Source organism: Patescibacteria group bacterium (assembly GCA_028716045.1).
Lineage (GTDB): Bacteria > Patescibacteriota > Patescibacteriia > JAQUQO01 > JAQUQO01 > JAQUQO01.
This window is the reverse complement of record JAQUQO010000001.1, coordinates 281,113-299,665: the sequence shown is the minus strand read 5'-3', so window position 1 is coordinate 299,665 and position 18,553 is coordinate 281,113. Positions and strand designations below refer to the sequence as shown.

Genomic DNA, 18,553 nt, shown 5'->3' with positions numbered 1-18,553 from the left:
TTATTTTTTCTTGATAACTTTAAACCCGAGATATGGCCTTAACACTTTAGGAATTTTTACTGAGCCATCTTTTTGCTGATAATTTTCAAGAATAGAAATAAAAATTCTCGGACTGGGAAGGGCTGTATTATTAAGCATATAGACAAACTTTTTTTCTCCGTTTTTATCAATATATTTTACATTCAACCTTCGGGCTTGCCAATCAAGAAAATTACTGGCTGATCCCGTCTCGCCGTAGCGCTCTAACCCCGGCATCCAGGCCTCAAGGTCAAACATTTTGTACTTACCCGCGCCCATATCCCCGGTGCAAATTTGGACCTGCCGATAAGGAAGGCCCAATTCTTCGTGCATCTCTTTGGTAAGAGCCAGCATTTCCTGCTGAAATTTTTCCGCTTCGGCAATATCCGCCCTACAAATAACCACCTGTTCCACTTTCATAAACTCATGGACACGATAAATACCTTTATTATCTCTGCCATAACTCCCTATTTCACTGCGATAACACTGGCTGAATCCGCAAAATTTCTTAGGTAAATCAGTTTCCTTTAAAACTTCATTGGAATAATAAGCTAAAAGCGACGGCTCGGAAGTCCCGACTAAAAATTTTCTTTCCTTGCTGATTACTCCGCTTTCTTCTTTGTCCGGAGTAGCCACCTCGTATATTTCATCCGTTTCGCTGTTATATTGCCGGCCCTTAAAATAACCGCTGCCGAACAAGGCAAATTCTTTTATAAGTGTCGGCGGAATCATTGAAAGATAACCCTTGCCAGCCATTTTTTTAAAAGCGTAAAACATTAAAGCCATAACTAATAATGCTCCCTCGTTCTTTAGATAATAACCCCTATAACCCGCCACTTTTACTCCTCTTTCTAAATCCAAAATATCTAAATCACGCCCCAACTCAATATGGGTTTTGGGCTTAAATTTAAATTCTTTTATTTTCCCCCACCTGCCACACTCTACATTTTCACTTTCATCTTTACCGATAGGGGTATCGGACGAGGGCACCATCGGCACTTTGGCCATCAGATCTAAATACTGTTTTTCTATAATTTCCAATTCCTTCTCTAACTCCCCTATTTCCCCCTTCACTGTTCTCCCCTCTTTAATCAATTCCTCTGAAGGTTTGCCGTTTTTTCCGGCGTGAGCGAGTTCATTCCTCTTAGAACGCAAGACATCAAGACGCTTTACAATCTCTTTTCTTTTATCATCCATCTCTAATAACTCTTCTATTTCTAAATCCACCCCCTTATTTTTTATCGCCTCCCTGATTTTTTCTGTATTCTCCCTGATAAATTTAATTTCCAGCATATTGAAAATTATTTAAAATTAACCGGCTAACTCAATTTTTCCATCCTCCAACGCCTGCTTAATTTTAGAATGCAATCGATGCCTTATCTCCAAATACTTTTCATAATCGCCATTATATTTTACCCAGTAAACAACTTTCATTTCCGGACCGCTTAAGGGAAAACTGACCAAAGCGGTGTGATATTCATCAAGCACGCCCTCTTCATTCAATAAAATATTATCAACCACCTTTTTAGCTATTTCTAATTTTTTCCATTTTGTTCCCTTATCAAAATGTAATATTATTTCTTTCTTTACCGCCCGGCGCTTGGAAATGTTTTCTATAATCTCGTTGGCCAATAAAGAATTGGGAATAACTATTTCCGTGGTATCAAAAGTGATTATTCTGGAACTGCGCAAACCGACTTCCTTGACCACTCCTTCGTAATTTTTAAATTTTACAATGTCGCCGACCTTAAAGGGCTTATCGCTTAAAACGGCTAAAGAGCCAAATAAATTTGACAAAGTATCCTTGGCCGCCAAAGCTACGGCCAAACCGCCAATACCCAGTCCGGTAAGAAGAGACCGCGCGTTAATTCCAAAATTTTCAAGGGCAAAGAATAGCCCCAAAACAACAACAATTATTTTAATAAAACGCTGAATCAGACTGACTAATTGGTCATCAAGCCTATTGGGGCTTGATTTTATCAAAGGATAAAGATACCAAATAACCAATAAATCAAAAAATTTCAACCCCAACCAAATTATATTAAGAATTACCAAGGTCAAAATAACGCTATCCACGTAATCCCTAAAATAATCCGGCAAATACAGGAAATCAAACGAAATTTTTAATCCAATAATAATGATAAAAAAAACAAAAGGCCACTTAATAATCTCTAAAATTTGATCGTCGGTTAAATTTTTAGTCCTTTCCACAAATCTACCGAGAGGATAGCGCAATAAATAATAAACTATCCGCGAGATGAGAACAACAATAAGAAATACTAACAAAAATATCAAGTATTGCCTCACACTATTGCCGTAGTAGATAGCGTTTAGAAAAGAAAAATTTATTAAACCCTCCATAAGAAGATATTAAAAAAATTAATAAAAATTTTATTTTTTCTCCGGCCTTAGAGTGGGGAAAAGTATAACCTCTTTTAGATTATGTGAGTCAGTCAGTAAAGCTGTGAGGCGGTCTATGCCCATGCCAAAACCGGCGGTTGGGGGCAAACCATGTTTTAAGGCATTAATAAAATCTTCATCAAAAGGATGGGCTTCTTCATCACCAGCAGTCTTCATCTCAACTTGCCGTTTAAATCTTTCTTCTTGGTCAAGTGGGTCATTTAACTCGGAGTACCCATTGGCCAGTTCAACATTACCGGCCAAAAGCTGAAATCTCTCCGTATAACTGGGGTTATCATAAATTTTTTTGGCCAAAGGGGATAATTCCACCGGATGGTCGGTAATAAAAGTCGGCTGAATTATTTTGGGGCGGACGAAGGTCTTAAAAAGCTCGTCTAAAATTTTGCCACGGTCAAAATATTGTTCTATTTCTGCTCCTAGCTTTTTTGCCTCTTTAGCCAAAGCCGTCGTTTCGGGATATTCCTCAATATCCACGCCAGCGCAATCTTTAACGGCTTGACGGAATGATAATCTTGGATAAGAAGGAGTAAAATCAATCTTACTGCCCTCAAATTCCAAGGTCATTCCCCCGCCGACGGCTTTCGGTATTAGATATTTAAATAATTTTTCGGTTAATTCCATTAAATCATTATAATCGGCATAGGCCTCGTAAAACTCAATCTGCGTGAATTCCGGATTATGGGCGTGGTCAATGCCTTCGTTGCGAAAACACCGGGCTATCTCGTAAATTTTTTCATACCCCCCCACAATCAATCTTTTTAAATACAGTTCTGGCGCTATACGCAAATATAAATCCGTGTCTAAGGCGTTATGATGTGTGACAAATGGTCGGGCAACGGCACCGCCGGCGATGGGCTGTAGAATTGGCGTTTCCACCTCCATAAATCCTTCCTTATCAAAGAAATTCCTAATTTCTTTGACTATCAAACTGCGTAATCTAAAAATATTTTTGACATTCTCATTGGCAATTAAATCCAAATATCTCCGCCGATAACGCTTCTCCGTATCGGTAAGACCGTGAAATTTCTCCGGCAAGGGTAAAAGGCTTTTGGTTATAATCCGTAAATGTTGCACCTCCAATGTTTTTTCTCCGGTTTTAGTGGCAAACATTATCCCCTTGAGTTCTAAAAAATCTCCAATATCAACTAGATTATTCCAAATATCATATTGCTTGCCCAAAACATCTTTCCTTAAAAAAATTTGAAGGTCAGCGCTCTCATCGCCCATCACCCCAAAACTTGAACCGCCATGTTTTCTAATAATTTTAAGACGCCCGACAACTGTAATCGGTTTTTTATTTTTAACTAATTTATTAAAATCCTCTTTTGCCTTACCGCACGTAAAATCTCTGCCGACTTTGCTCGGATAAGGGTCTACACCACTCTTTATTACCCCCGCTAATCTGCTTCTTCTATCGCGCTCTTCTTCAATAATATCAAAGTCTTTTTCTTGGCTATTTTTAGGCATAAATAATAACTTTTGTATTAAAAAGCTTGTATTTATTTTAAAACACTTTTAGGAAAAAGTCAAAACAAAAAACCCCGCCTTCAACTCCCAGTTGGCGGAAGATATTTGTGGGCGCATATGGGGCATTGACAAATAATCATAGTAAAGATATATTAATACTACATTCCCCCCTTAAATTTATTTCGGACCGCCCCGATATTCTCGGGGGTCAAGGTCTAGCGGACATAGTTCAAAAATGAGCCGACTGACTACCTTTTAATTTAAGAGTGAATTAAGTGATAAAATTTAATTTCGGCTCAAACTGTGTCCGCAGAAGGCGCTTCTTATCTAAGGAGCGCCTTTCTTTATCCGCGCTCTCTTGATAAATTAAACGAATTATACTAAAATTATTTAATGGTCTTTTGATCGTCCCGCCCCTAAAATAAGCATAAATCTCGAGGTCTCTTTTCCCTTAAATCAAATTTTTTATGCTTATTTTAGCTATCCTATCTCAAACGGCCGAACTATAAAGTTCGGCCGTTCTTATTTTGAAATTTTCACTCAATTTAAATATCCTTAAAAATCAGATGCCTATTTGATTTTTAAAATTTTATATTTTACTACTCCGGCCGGAACCTTAATTTCCACTTCCTCATCCTTTTTTCTACCCAAAAAAGCCCTGCCCAGGGGCGACTCATTAGAAATTAAACCTTTCAAAGGGTCGGCTTCAGATGCTCCGGTAATGGTAAATTCTTTTTTACCCAATGGACTTTCCACTACTATAGTAGAGCCAACATTTACCATGCCCCTCTCTCCTTCAGTAATTAAAGAGGCGGTCATCACCATTTCTTCTAATTCTATTATTCGGCCTTCATTAAAAGCCTGCTCATCCTTGGCTTCCGCATATTCTGCGTTTTCCGATAAATCTCCGAGTTCTTTGGCCCTGTCAATACGGTCGGCTATTTGCCGGCGTAAAACCGTCTTTCGATGAGTTAATTCTTCTTTTAACTTCTCCAGCCCCTCTCTGGTCACATAATTCACTTTATTAATTCTCATATTCTGTTTTATTATACAAAATTACTAAACATAGGTATAAAGATACAAGTTTAAAAACATGCTGTCAAGTCTATTTTATTCACAGCTCCTTTTCTTTGTTTCCAAAATACCATCCCAAGATATCGTGGGCCACAGCTAAGGCCACGCCACTCCCCTCACCGCCCTCCTCAATTAAAACCACAATGGCAACTTTGGGATTATTATATGGAGCGAACCCCACGAACCAAGAATGCGGTTGCTTTTTACTATGCCATTGCGCCGTTCCCGTTTTCCCGGCAGAGGTGATGGGTAAATCAAGTAAACCCTTAGCGCTGCCGGAAACGACTGCTTGTCGAAGACCAGACCTGATAATATCTATATTTTGCGGAAAAGCGAAATTGCTATTGATAATTTCCGGTTTAACCTCTTCTACGACTTCATTTTTTTCATTTAAAATTTCTTTAACTAAATACGGGCGATATAACGTGCCGCCATTGGCAAAAACCGAAATCCAAGAAACCGCCTGCAGAGGGGTCACTAAAATATCTCCCTGCCCGATAGCTAAATGATAAGTGTCGCCTATGTACCACTCTTCACCCTTGGCTTTTTCTTTCCATTCCGGAGTCGGTAAAAATCCAAAGGCCTCACCGGGTAAATCAACCCCTAACCCCTCGCCTAGATTAAATTTTTTAGCATATTCAACTATTTTATAAATACCCAAGCCCTCAAAATCTTTATAGCCCCCGCCGATAATATAAAAAAAGGTATTAATTGATTCAGCTAAAGCGCGCGTCACATTAGTCCATCCATGTCCGCCGGCTTTCCAATCCGGGAAAAACCATTGATAAACATTAATACCTCCGACGGAGAGAAAACTTGTGCGTTGATTGATTATCCCCTCTTCCAGGGCGGCCAAAGCCACAATGGGCTTAAAAATTGACCCCGAAGGATATTCCCCTTTTATAGCCCGATTAAATAGGGGCTGAGATTCGTCATTAATAAGGCCCGTATAAATTTCCTGACTAATGCCTTCGGAAAAATCATTATTATTAAAAGTCGGCAAACTCACCATTGATAAAATTTCTCCGCTATTTGGGTCTTCAATTATAACCGCGCCCCTTTTCTTATTGTTGCTCTTTAAATAACGAGCTAATAATTCTTCTGTTTTTTTCTGTAATTCTTTGTCTATGGAAAGTTTGATATTCCTCCCAAATTCCGGTTTAACCTCCGCCAAAACTTTTATTTCCCTGCCGCGGACGTCAACTTCCACCTTTTTTTCCCCATGCTGGCCGCGGAGTAAATTTTCATAAGAAAGCTCTAACCCCGATTTACCCAAACGGTCATTTAAATAATAATCGTCGCCATAAAGAGCCAGTTCATCCCTGGTTATTTTACCTTCATACCCGATGATATGAGCCAGAGAATTTTTAGAACTTTCCTCGCCGTTTATAATATATTCGCGACGAATGCCAACGTCAACGCTAAACCCCGGCAAATTTTCACTTTGAATTAGAATCTTCAGGGCCTCTTCCCGGCTGATATTTTCTTTTAATAGAATCGGCTGATAAGAAAAACTGGGCACCCCTTCAAGCAAACTTTTAATTTGCTCTTTAGCAATGCCATACTCTTCGGAAAAATTATCAAATAATGCTTCCTTATCTTCTTCTTTCTTGGGTAAATCGGAAGGTACTACTACTAGATTAAAACTCCCGACGTTTTTTACAAAGGCCTCCCCTCCCCTGTCATAAATCAAACCCCGCGGAGGCGGAGTTACTTTAATGCGAATCCTGTTGCCTTCGGCAAAATCACGATATTCCCCGCCCCTTATAATCTGTAAATAAAAAGCTCTTGAAAATAATAAAAAAAGAAACAGGGCGATAACTAAAAAAATTTTTCCCAATATCTTGTCGTCGATTGATTTGCCTAAAAAATCTTCTCCTTTGCCAGTTTTAGCCAAATTTAAAAAAGAATCCGGCGTCCATTCTCGTCTTCTTACCGCCAAACTCTTCTCATTATCGCCGAAAGTAAAAGGATTATTATCCCTTATAAACATATTTAAAAATCAACTTAAATCAATCATTAAAAATAAAAACTGCTCTTAATCTTTTGCTCCCGCTCTTCACAATAAAAAACATCAGAATTAAAACCAAAATATTCAGTAAAATCTCACTGATTAACTTTTTAAACCAAAAATAATCCAAAAAAATGCGAAACTCTAAAACACCAAAATAAAACGCCAGAAAAACTAATAAATAAAGAAAAAACTCGTAAAACAAGATGGAAACCCCGCCCAAAACGATCAAGGAATAAAGGGATTTATTGGTAAAAAAATTGCTAAAAAGAAAATTGACACCGAGAGCGATGAGTAAAAAAATGACCGTGGATAAACCGAAAAATAAAGGAGAATAAATGTCTAAAAAAATTCCGGCGAGAACCCCAAAAAGTAAACCGACGCGATAATCAAAAATTATTACCAAAAAAATGACTAAACATAAAACTAAATTAATATTGTTGAGCGGCGCGCCTAAAGAATTTAAAAAACCACTTTGCAAAATTACTGAAAAAATCGCCCCTAAAAAAAGTAAAAGAAATTTTTTCATAAACTAGGGCAATAACACTAAGACAAATTTTATATTATGATAGTTAGTCAATGGAGAAAGAACAGCACTCTGGAAAAGTTCTCCGCTTAAATTAGTAATTTGACTAATACGCCCCACTAAAAGTCCTGGGGGAATATCGGTTTCTATCCCCGAAGTCACCACAATCCCCTCGGAACGCAATTCTTTGTCTTTAGGTATCAGCTCCATTTTTAAACTAAGGCCATACTCTCCGCTAACCATTCCATTGATTCCTTGGTCGTCTAAACTCATAACCGCCAATTTACTCTGAACATCCGTTAAAAGCAAAATAGTTGAAATGCTTTTTTCGATTTTTATTATTTTGCCGATAATAACTCCCTCGTCAGCCACCACCGCCAATCCCTTGCGAAGACCATCCTCTTCGCCCTTGTCTATTATCAGAGTATTAGGTAAAAATAGATTACGGCTAATCACTCGACCGGGAATAATGCGATATTTTCTCTCTTCGGAAAATTTTAATTCTTTTTTTAGCGATTCGTTTTCATTAACCAAAACTTTAAGTTCGGCATTTTCTTTTAAAAGCTTACTATAATTTTCTCCTAATTCCTTATTTTTTGCCAATAAAGAGCTGATTTCGGCCCTATTTCCGGTTTTATCTGAATAAAAATTCTCTAACCAATTACCTCCGGAATAAAATTCCCCTAGCAACGGATTCAAAGTTTTAGTAATTGCTCCTCCGATAAAATGCAATCCGCCGATGTAATACAAAAAAACGAGCAGTAATAATACTGCTACAAAAATAAAATAATATTTAGACCGAGAACGTTGCATTGTTTATAATATTTATCTTGGGCGAGATGAATCCTGTGACGATGGCACCATCACCTCTTTTAATAATTCAAAATTTTCCAAAAGTATCCCGGTACCGCGGACCACGCAAGTAAGTGGGTCATCGGCTACCCTCACTGGAACCTCGGTGCGTTCCGAAAGCACTTTGTCTAAATTTTTAAGCAAAGCTCCACCGCCGGTAAGCAACATCCCTTTCTCATAAATATCCGCCACCAGTTCCGGCGGGGTGACCTCCAGCGTTGCCTTAACATTTTCCACTATTTGATTTACGGAACGTTTTAAAGCATTCCTAATCTGCTCATCGGTAACAATGACTTCTCTGGGTAATCCGGTAATTAAATCCCGCCCGCGCATTTTGGCCTCCAACGGCTCGTCTAAGGGCGCAGCTGACCCCACCTTTATTTTTATTTCTTCAGCCACTCTTTCCCCTAAAAGCAAATTAAAATTATCTCTCGCATACTGAACAATATCTTTGTTCATCACATCTCCGGCAATTTTTATGGTTTTCCAGGTCACAATACCACCTAGGGAAATAACGGAAATTTGCGTTGTCCCGCCGCCCATATCAACAACCATATTGCCAGTAGCCTCTTCAATGGGCAAACGGGCGCCAATAGAAGCCGCCATGGCTTGCTCAATTAAAAACACCTCTCTGGCTCCGGCGGAAATAGTGGCATCTTCAACCGCCTTTCTTTCCACTTCAGTAATATCTAAAGGAATAGCAATAACAACCCGCGGGCGCGGTAAAAAAGCCGAAGTTTCTTCGTGAACACGCTGAAAAAAATATTTAAGCATTTTTTCCGTCACTTCAAAATCAGAAATAACTCCTTCCACCAGCGGACGGCAAGCCATAATATGCGCCGGCGTTTTGCCGACCATTTTTTTAGCCTCATTACCCACGGCTAAAATTTGGTCATTCTTTATATTGACAGCTACAACCGACGGCTCGTTAATAACAATCCCCTTGTCTTTCACATACACCAAAGTATTAGCTGTCCCTAAATCAATGCCCAAATCCTTGGAAAACCTCCCTAAAATTTTATCTAAAATTCTCATAATTCATTAAATAAATCCTACTCTAAATTTCTTATTTTGAACGAAGAAATGATAACTTCATATGTATTTTTATCTAAATCGGCTACATCAGCAAATGTGACAATTCTCTCTTTAATTTCAGTGGAAAATCCCCAACCGCCAACTTCTCCGAGTATAGACACCAAAACGCCTTCTCTGCCACCATAATTTACTTTTTCAGCTCCCTCGACTTTTAGGTCTTCGTCAAGCGAAGAAAAATATGGTTTGTTATCAACACTAATTTCCAACATACCCCCCGGATAATCCTCTATTAATCCTGGCTTAGTCAAATAAATAATAAAATCCATGGCGTCTTGTTCTGAAAAATCTACTTCTATTTTGTTGAACTCTTCGGGATACAAAAAACTTACCCCCAGTGTCTCGTTAACATATTTATTAAATCCTATGGGTACTTGTGCAATATCTAAATTAACTTCCTCTCGCTGTCCGGAAATCTCTCCAATAGAATCTTGTCTGTCTACTTTAATGCATCCGGCACCTAAAAAAATAACCACACCAATAATCAATACTCCTAAAAATAGATTCTTCATAATCATATTTTTCCCTTATTTTATCAACTTCAATATTTCACTAATTTTAACTAATTCCATTCTTTCTTGATCTCTCTTTTTTAATTCTACACTTCCCTTATCTAAAGTTTTGGGACTTATTACTAAACGATAAGGAATACCGATTAAATCCGCATCGGCGAATTTGACTCCGGCTGATTCCTCTCGGTCGTCAAATAAAACTTCTATCCCATTATCAAGTAGCTTATTATACAATACTTCCGCTTTTTTGGCAACCGCTTTATCGTCGCCTAAAATCAGAAGATGGGCCCTGAAGGGGGCGACTGCTTCCGGCCAAATTATACCTTTATCATCATGAAAAACTTCTACTAAAGCCCCCATGAGACGTGAAATGCCGATACCGTAGCAACCCATAATCACGGGTTTTAACTTTCCATCTTCATCCGCGTATTTATAATTAAAACATTCGGTAAATTTGGTTTTTAATTTAAAAATGTTGCCAACCTCAATGGCTTTTTCTTCTTTTAAATCTTTATTGCCGCATTCGGGGCATTTCGAACCGCCCCCCTCTTCGCTCTCTATAAGTTCCTTATTAACTGCGATGCGACACTTATCACAAATATAAATAGTGTCTTCCCCATTCGGCGAGACCGTCTGATATTCATGAGAGTATTTAGAAAAAGCTCCGCCGGAAGCAAATGTTTTATAAGTGATACCGCCGAGGTTCAAACGTTTGTAAATTTTTTCATAAGCGGCTTCAGCTCTGGTATAATATTTATCCAAATCTTCTTCTGAAGTATGGAAAGAATATAAATCCTTCATTATGAATTCCCGCCCGCGTAAAAGCCCCGATTTCGGCCTGGCTTCATTCCTGAATTTCGTCTGTATCTGATAAACATAAACCGGCAAATCTTTATATGAAGAAGCGAATTTTTTAACCAAGGGCGTAACAATTTCTTCGTGAGTCGGACCTAAGGAAAATTTACTATCCTCCCCTATCTCCACTTTAATTAGAGCGTCAAAATTGTCCCAACGATTGGTAAGCTCCCAATTTTCTTTTGGTTGAAGCGCGGGCATAGAAACTTCCTGTCCGCCGATAAAATTTATTTCCTCGCGCACAATGTTCTCTATTTTATTTATCACTCTCCAGCCCAAAGGAAGAAAAGTATAAACACCGCTCATGACCTTGTCTATAAAACCTCCTTTGATTAAAAATTGAGCGTTGACGCTCTTTTCTTCGGCTGGTATGTTTTTTATTGTTTTAGTAAAAAGCTGGGACTGTCTCATAAAAATTAATTTGCCTTTTTAAAAGATATAAAGAAGAATTCTAAAACCGTCAATGCCAGAATAAACAAAATTATATTCCACCAAGTTAAAAGGTTATGGTTCTGAAGAATAAGTGAACCGATAATCAAAATGGCAAATAATACCGCCTGGCGGAAAGCCACGGCCACGTGGCGAAAAGCCAATTCTTCTTTAAGAATCAATTTGCGAATAAAAAATCCGACGACTGACAGGGTTCCGGTAATTGCCAAAAATAAGCTGAAATAGAAAAAGAAGAAGCCCAAAAATCCCGTTTCCGTCGGGTCTATATTATTAATAACCACAATCCACGCTCCCCAACAAACTAAAGTGGCCAAAGCCATTAAAATAAGGTATTTATTAAGAGTCATGTTAAAGAAGATAAATAAATTATGCTTTTATAATAGCAAAACGGCAAGATTAGTCAAACCACAAGAATCTTAAATAATTGACTAAACCACAAAAAACTAATATACTAAAATCAGTTTAATTTCTTTGACAATTAACTACTCCGCATAAGAAAGGATAAAAAAAATGGATATTATTCGCACAAAAAAACTGATGGTGAGGTGGTCGCTACTATTTACTGGTTTAATTCTCGCCTTTTGGGCTATTTATTATCTGTGGACAGGGGCAATGCCGGTTGCTGATGATATACGACTTACAGAAGACCATACTTACTACAAATTTCCCTTTGGGATACCAAGAATCGCAGATCTTCTTATCGGGATTCTTTGCCCCGCTACCTTTATCTTTATGGCCCACCTAGCTTATAAAGTAGAAAAATATAAGGATGGGGATATGTTTATGCTTTCGGTGTTTCTTGCGACGATTATAGGTTGCGTAGTGGGTTTCATCTTGAGTAAAGGCGCCATTACTTATATTTTTACTGTATCTCTCTTAATAGCTGCTTTTTGTTTCGCTGTGTCTACGGGGATTGAAAAAAAACCTATTTCTACCAAAACCATAAAAACATTTTTTCTCTTTTTTGCTTTACCCTACATCCTAATGTTGGGAAGCGTGGCCGGATTAATATCCGGGGTATTAACGGGACTATTTTTTTCAATCACGGCTATAATCGGTGCGACGGTGGGAATTTTTGTAGGAATCCTCTCCCTTATATCAGTAGAGCTGTATTCTAAATACGAGGACTACCCGGGCAAAATCATAGCCTCACTAAAATGTTGGTCGCGAATTAAAAAATTTATGCTGGCTAAATAAAATTCTTAAAAGCTTCCGCGAAATACGGGGGCTTTTTTATTTTCTAGAACCCCTGCCACGGGCAGGGTAGAAAATACTTCTACGCCGCCTCCTCCAATTGAACGGACAGGCATGGCGGCGTAGAATTATTACTATTAAATTTACAACCGATACCTCATCCTTTCCACCGCTTGATAACCCAACTTATTATTGATTGCCGCTAAAATTTCTTTCTCCCTTAACCTTATTTCCTGCGCCGCCACCGAACTCATACAGGCCACGGTTAATTTTTTATTTTTCAAATGCAAGGCTTTCGCCTCCCCCACTATTTTATCTCCCCAAATATCTTTTATAATCTGATGAAATTTCTCAATAACCAAAGCCGCCTCAACGCCTTTGCGAAAGCTCGATTTTTTTGCTGACCCCCTCAAAATGTTTCCCAGGGATTCGAAAGACATAAGTTATAAGTTACAAGTTCCAAATTATAAGAATTACGCTCCATTGGCTTTAAATTCGCAAATATCTTTAAAATCGCAATACTTACAAGTATGCAATTCCGGAGTCGGAGAAAAATCGCTCTTCTTGATTTTTTCAATCTCGGAAATTATTTCTTCGCGGGTTTTTATTAAATCTTTTTCAGTGCCGACGAATGACATCTCCTTGTTGGCGTTTAAATAATAATAAGTGAGTTTCTGGGGTTTTAATTTTAAAACTTCTTCCGCGGCTATCTGATAAATTAGCAACTGCCTTTTATCGTTTGCTTCCAGTTTTTCTTTGGGCTGGCCGGTTTTATAATCAATAATTTCCACTCCGCCTTCAACCTCGTCAATCCTGTCAATTTGCCCCTTTAATGTGAAATCCCCAAACTTTATATTAAAAGGTTGTTCTAAAAATTTTATCCTGGGATTTTTCTCCGTTAAAATGCGATGAAAGTCGGTTAGTATCTCTTCGCCTATTTTACGATATTTTTCTTTTTCGGCTTTGCCATTATACCAAGAGTCGTCCCATTCTTCTTGGTATATTTTTAATAATTCTTCTTTGTCGGGCAAGGATTTAGCACCGCTGGCTTTGCTATCGCTAAACAAATCCTTCTGTTTCGCGCCGCTCCTTTCCATAAATAATTTCAAAAATTTTTCCAAGGTCGCGTGCATAGTTTTGCCAAAACTAAATTGCGCTTTGCCTAAAACCGGAATCCGTAAAATATGAGCAAATTTATACTGCAAAGGGCAATTCTGAAAAGCCGCCAACTGGGTAAAACTGAATTTGCCGGGTAAAATATATTTGTGCTTTTTTACATCACCGGCGGTTTTTTCGTCTTCCGCAAAATTGTCGGCTTCTTTTTCCCTCACCTCTTTTTCCTTGTACCTGAGTTCTATCAGAAACCGCGATAACTTCTTTTTTCTTGCTCCGCCATAATCCAACGCGGAAGTAAAATATAACCCCTTTTTAGCCCTGGTCATCGCCACATAAAAAAGACGACGCTCCTCTTCCAAATGCATATCCCCTTCCGGTATTTTCTCTTTAACCAGTGCGTCCGGCAATTCAATCGGGTCTTGGCGTTCCGTGGTTGGAAATTTTCTGTCAACAAGATTAGGAATAAAAACATATTCAAATTCCAAACCTTTAGCGCTATGCACGGTCATAATTTTTACCATCTCCGGACCGGCATCCGGGTCAAAGTTGAGTTCGCCCTCTTCCCCACTCTCCATTTCTAATTCTAAAAATTTTTCAAAATCTTTCAATTTCGGGTCGGGAAAATCCGCTTCAAAGACGGTAATTTTTTTATAAAATTGCTGAAGATAACCAAGCGCTTCGCGGCTGCGCTCTTCCTCCCCCGCCGTCTGGCCGCTGTGGTTCAGATATTCCAAATAACCGCTTTCTTTTAAAAATAAAATGAACATCTCGCTGACTCTTTTCTCTTTGACTAACGACGAATGTTTGGCAATTAAATTCAAAACTTTGGATAATTTCCCCGCGGTGGCCGGTTGGAGAGAATTGATACCGGATGCTCTTTTTAGAACTTCAAAAAGCGACTCGGATTTCTTTTGGGCTTCAAAATTAAGTTCCACGAGATCGGCGGCATCTATGTCAAAAAACGGCAAATTTAAAATCCTCCACAGCGCCGGACTTTCGTGATAATTATCCAATAATTTAAAATAAGCGAGGCAATCCAGAATAATCGGCTTGCCGTAAAGACCGCGCATCGCCACGAATTGGTAAGGAATTCTGGTTTTTATCATTTCCCTGATAAAAATATTGGCGCTGTCATTGGCGCGGACTAAAACGGCGAAATCGCTCCACGACAAATGTTTATTGTTATTTTTTAATTCCACGATTTTTTTAATAATCCATTTCACCTCCTCATCCAAATCCCGCCCGTGATAATGTTCTATTAAACCACTCTCTTTAATGTTGGCTTTTAACTTTTTATCAATACCCAAACTCGCCTCCAGACGATTGGGATTGTTTTGTTTGATAAAACCATAAGACAAATCCAAGATATTCTGCGCGGAACGATAATTATTCGTCAAAACAACTTCTTTGGCGGCAGGGAAATCGCTTTTGAACTGCATAATATTACTTACCGAGGCTCCGCGGAATTTATAAATAGACTGATCGTCATCTCCCACCACCGCCAGATTTTCTCGCGCCAGAAGTTTAACCAGTTCATACTGCGCCCAATTCGTGTCCTGAAATTCATCAACCAAAATATATTTAAACTGCTTTTGGTATTTTTCTAAAATAGCTTTGCGCTCCCTGAATAATTTTAAAGTATAATTAATCAAATCGCCAAAATCCAAAGCGTTATTTTCCAAAAGCAGGCGTTCGTAAATATGATAAGCATTGGCGATTTCTAAAAGACGGCTGCGCTCTTCACCCTGGTCTTTACTGTCTTTATCGAGCTCAATGTTCTCAGCGTATTTCAAATAATCCACCGGGCTGACCACTTCGTCCTTGGCGCGGGAGAAATGCTTTAAAAGAGCGTGAATAAATTTTGTGGGATTACCCAAAGGGCGATAATAATCCAAATCAAATTTGTCCAAATTCTGCCGCACCAACAGCCATTGTTCCGTTTTGTTTAACAATTTAAAATCGTTCGGTAACCCAATATCAATGGCGTGCTGTTTTAAAATCCTCTCGGCAAAACTATGAAAAGTGGAAATCCATAAATCTACGTAGCCATAGGGCAACAGCCGGTCTACCCGTTCCTCCATTTCCCCCGCCGCTTTATCAGTAAAAGTCAAAGCCAAGATTTCTTCCGGTTTGGCTTTAGCCTCATTGATAAGCCAAGCAATACGGCTTGTAATCACTGTGGTTTTGCCCGTTCCCGCGCCCGCCACAATCAAAAGCGGCCCACCATCATAGGTAACCGCCTCTTTTTGCTCTTTATTTAATCTAGCTAAAATATCTTCCATATTGGGTTTATTTTAGCAGAAAAGACAAAGATTTTCCAGAAAAATAAAAAGGGTCAAGATTTTATCTCGGCCCTTATGGAGAGAAGAAGGGGGCAAGAGTAAAAAAGATTTACACTTTAGCCTAAATGACAAAGATGAAATCGAAAAAGAAATACTCTGTACCTGCGATGGACTGGGTATTGTAAAACTTACTGCCATCAGAGACGAAATTTTAAGGAAATCGTTGCATGGAGGATTATCCTTAAAAATCGAAGAGAAAAATAGTGTGATTATGCTCGAAATCGTTAAAATCAAAAAAACCAAAACCAGCTATAAAATCCCTAAGGGATAGTGGCGTCAGAAAAGAATTGAAAAAACCGACCTAAATTAAGGCCGGTTTTTTATTTTATTAAAATACTATTTTAAACTAACTCTACTTTACCATTCAAAAGAAGAATATATTTTTTAACTTCAACCTCAAATTTTTCTTTTACCAATTTTTCTGCTTTGGCCAAATCCTCAACATATTTTTGCCTTTCCTCTCCCCAGCTCGAAAAGGCCTTGCTGCCGCCGTAAGCACCGCAATCTTCGTGGGCAATAATATTTATCGTTTTTATTCCGTGGAGATTAACAGAGGTTTCAATCTGCTTAAAAACTGCCGCTCTTGTATCTTCGTCTAAAATCGCTTTTTGCGAACCGGCCAAAGCAACTAAATCGTAATTTTTGTTTCCCAATATTTTTTCCGCCCAATCAACATGAATTTTTGGCAAACGAAAATCCATACAAACAATCAATAGGTTTTCAATCGAGTGAGACATATTATAATTTACATTTGTTAAACTTTCTTTCTCTTTTTACCCTTTAATTGCTCAATGAGTTTTAATTTCGCCAATTCATTTTCCAATCTTTCGGAAAGCACCGAATATTCCTGACTCTCCTTGGGATATTTTTTAATCAATTCCTCAACTTTTCCCCTAGCGGCGGTGATTTTTTCTTCCTCTAAATCTTCCGGCAAATCGGCGGTATCAGCCATAATAATAACTCTTTCTCTGGTTATTTCGGCAAAACCGCCGACAACAGCGAAAGATACAACGTCATTACCGGCCAGCGCTTTAAGCTCTCCTGAAGAAAGAGCGCTCACGAGGGCGATATGTCCGGGTAAAATCGTAATTTCTCCCATTTTTGTGGGAATGCTAACCTGGTCCACTTCGCCGGAGTAAAGTGTCTTTTCTAAAGTTGTAATTTCTAAAAATATTTTCTTTGCCATAGATATTCTCTTCTCTCGACTATTAGTCATAAGCCATCTGCTACGCTATTTAACTTCATCGATTCCGCCCTTCATATAGAAAGCATCCTCATTTTTATCATCGTGTTTGCCGGCCAAAATTTCTTTAAATCCGCGGATAGTTTCTTTAAGTGATACATAGCGCCCCGGCGTGCCGGTGAAAACCTCGGCCACGAAAAATGGCTGGGATAAAAATCTTTGAATGCGGCGGGCGCGGGCGACGATTTTTTTATCCTCTTCCGACAATTCTTCCATACCTAAAATGGCAATAATATCCTGAAGCGATTTGTAGCGCTGTAAAACCTTCTGCACTTCGCGGGCAACCTCATAATGTTCCTTCCCCACTATATTGGGGTCTAAAGAGCCGGAAGAGGAATCCAGCGGGTCTACGGCCGGATAAATGCCGAGCTCGGTCAAAGCGCGGGAAAGAACAATAGTGGAATCGAGATGCCCAAAGGTCGTGGCCGGGGCCGGGTCGGTCAAATCGTCAGCCGGAACATACACCGCCTGTACCGAAGTAATAGAACCTTTCTTGGTGGAAGTAATGCGTTCCTGAAGCTGGCCCATTTCTTCCGCTAATGTTGGCTGATAACCCACGGCTGAAGGCATGCGTCCCAAGAGAGCGGACACCTCCGAACCAGCTTGAGTAAAACGAAAGACATTATCAATAAATAAAAGCACATCTTTATTCTGCTCATCACGGAAATACTCGGCCATCGTTAACCCGGAAAGAGCCACGCGTTGGCGCGCGCCCGGCACCTCATTCATCTGGCCGAAAACCAGCGCGGTTTTATCCAAAACACCCGAACCCTTCATGTCATTATAAAGGTCATTGCCTTCGCGGGTTCTCTCCCCCACTCCGGCAAACACCGAATAACCACCATGCTCCTTGGCGATGTTGCGAATCAATTCCATTACCACGACCGTCTTACCCACGCCAGCGCCGCCAAAAAGTCCGACCTTACCACCCTTAGTAAAAGGAGCGATTAAATCAATAACCTTAATGCCGGTTTCAAAAATTTCCGTTTTGGTGGATTGCTCCGTGAATTCCGGCGGCTGACGATGAATCGCCAACTTTTTTACGGCTTTCACCGCTTCTTTGCCGTCCAGAGGATTACCCAAAACGTCAAACATTCTACCGAGGCAAATGTCCCCCACCGGCACCTTAATCGGTGAACCAGTGTCCTCCACCTCCACGCCTCTCTGTAAACCGTCCGTAGAATCCATGGCCACCGCCCGAACCCTGCCAGCGCCGATATGTTGAGCCACTTCCAAAGTTAATTTTTTATCGCCGACTTTTATTTCCAAGGCGTTATAAAGCGCCGGAAGATTAGAAGCGTCGGGAAATTCCACATCCACCACCCCGCCGATGATTTGGCTGACTTTACCTTTTTGCGTTTCCGCGATTGTTTTATTCAT

Annotated in this window: 17 protein-coding genes; 1 reads left to right on the top strand and 16 read right to left on the bottom strand. The window is 39.4% G+C overall.

Going from position 1 to position 18,553, the window contains the following annotated elements; all coding sequences use genetic code 11:
• From serS to PHG22_01475, 11 genes are all read right to left on the bottom strand, one after another.
• Positions 1–1,311 (bottom strand): serine--tRNA ligase, encoded by a 1,311-nt coding sequence (gene serS, locus PHG22_01525; GenBank protein MDD5490457.1) that lies wholly within the window; start codon positions 1,309–1,311, stop codon positions 1–3.
• Between the two features lie 18 nt (positions 1,312–1,329).
• Positions 1,330–2,379: a mechanosensitive ion channel gene (locus tag PHG22_01520; protein MDD5490456.1), complete on the bottom strand. Its 1,050-nt coding sequence runs from the start codon at positions 2,377–2,379 to the stop codon at positions 1,330–1,332.
• 30 nt (positions 2,380–2,409) lie between these two features.
• Positions 2,410–3,906 (bottom strand): lysine--tRNA ligase, encoded by a 1,497-nt coding sequence (gene lysS / locus PHG22_01515; GenBank protein ID MDD5490455.1) that lies wholly within the window; start codon positions 3,904–3,906, stop codon positions 2,410–2,412.
• A 570-nt stretch (positions 3,907–4,476) separates the two neighbouring features.
• A complete protein-coding gene (greA, locus tag PHG22_01510) occupies positions 4,477–4,941 on the bottom strand; it encodes a transcription elongation factor GreA (protein MDD5490454.1) in 465 nt (154 codons plus the stop codon).
• A 79-nt stretch (positions 4,942–5,020) separates the two neighbouring features.
• Positions 5,021–6,973, bottom strand: coding sequence for a penicillin-binding protein 2 (gene mrdA / locus PHG22_01505; GenBank protein ID MDD5490453.1), 1,953 nt, complete (start codon positions 6,971–6,973; stop codon positions 5,021–5,023).
• 19 nt (positions 6,974–6,992) lie between these two features.
• Positions 6,993–7,520 carry a rod shape-determining protein MreD gene (gene mreD / locus PHG22_01500; GenBank protein MDD5490452.1) on the bottom strand — a complete coding sequence of 176 codons (528 nt, stop codon included), beginning with the start codon at positions 7,518–7,520 and terminating at the stop codon, positions 6,993–6,995.
• Between the two features lie 3 nt (positions 7,521–7,523).
• On the bottom strand, positions 7,524–8,330 hold the full coding sequence (gene mreC / locus PHG22_01495) for a rod shape-determining protein MreC (GenBank protein MDD5490451.1): 807 nt from the start codon (positions 8,328–8,330) through the stop codon (positions 7,524–7,526).
• Positions 8,331–8,342: 12 nt separating this feature from the next.
• A complete protein-coding gene (locus tag PHG22_01490; protein ID MDD5490450.1) occupies positions 8,343–9,404 on the bottom strand; it encodes a rod shape-determining protein in 1,062 nt (353 codons plus the stop codon).
• Positions 9,405–9,421: 17 nt separating this feature from the next.
• Entirely contained in the window at positions 9,422–9,979 is a 558-nt protein-coding gene (locus PHG22_01485; protein ID MDD5490449.1) for a hypothetical protein, read from the bottom strand.
• A gap of 9 nt (positions 9,980–9,988) precedes the next feature.
• A complete protein-coding gene (locus PHG22_01480; protein MDD5490448.1) occupies positions 9,989–11,239 on the bottom strand; it encodes a His/Gly/Thr/Pro-type tRNA ligase C-terminal domain-containing protein in 1,251 nt (416 codons plus the stop codon).
• A 5-nt stretch (positions 11,240–11,244) separates the two neighbouring features.
• A complete protein-coding gene (locus PHG22_01475; GenBank protein MDD5490447.1) occupies positions 11,245–11,625 on the bottom strand; it encodes a hypothetical protein in 381 nt (126 codons plus the stop codon).
• Positions 11,626–11,788: 163 nt separating this feature from the next.
• Here PHG22_01475 and PHG22_01470 point away from each other — a divergent pair, with 163 nt between their 5' ends.
• A complete protein-coding gene (locus tag PHG22_01470) occupies positions 11,789–12,475 on the top strand; it encodes a hypothetical protein (GenBank protein ID MDD5490446.1) in 687 nt (228 codons plus the stop codon).
• 140 nt (positions 12,476–12,615) lie between these two features.
• Here PHG22_01470 and PHG22_01465 read toward each other — a convergent pair whose 3' ends face one another.
• From PHG22_01465 to atpD, 5 genes are all read right to left on the bottom strand, one after another.
• Positions 12,616–12,912 (bottom strand): DUF721 domain-containing protein, encoded by a 297-nt coding sequence (locus tag PHG22_01465; GenBank protein MDD5490445.1) that lies wholly within the window; start codon positions 12,910–12,912, stop codon positions 12,616–12,618.
• Between the two features lie 33 nt (positions 12,913–12,945).
• Entirely contained in the window at positions 12,946–15,870 is a 2,925-nt protein-coding gene (locus PHG22_01460) for a UvrD-helicase domain-containing protein (GenBank protein ID MDD5490444.1), read from the bottom strand.
• A gap of 401 nt (positions 15,871–16,271) precedes the next feature.
• Positions 16,272–16,667: a hypothetical protein gene (locus tag PHG22_01455; protein ID MDD5490443.1), complete on the bottom strand. Its 396-nt coding sequence runs from the start codon at positions 16,665–16,667 to the stop codon at positions 16,272–16,274.
• 17 nt (positions 16,668–16,684) lie between these two features.
• A complete protein-coding gene (gene atpC / locus PHG22_01450) occupies positions 16,685–17,116 on the bottom strand; it encodes an ATP synthase F1 subunit epsilon (protein MDD5490442.1) in 432 nt (143 codons plus the stop codon).
• 45 nt (positions 17,117–17,161) lie between these two features.
• Positions 17,162–18,553 carry a F0F1 ATP synthase subunit beta gene (gene atpD, locus PHG22_01445; GenBank protein MDD5490441.1) on the bottom strand — a complete coding sequence of 464 codons (1,392 nt, stop codon included), beginning with the start codon at positions 18,551–18,553 and terminating at the stop codon, positions 17,162–17,164.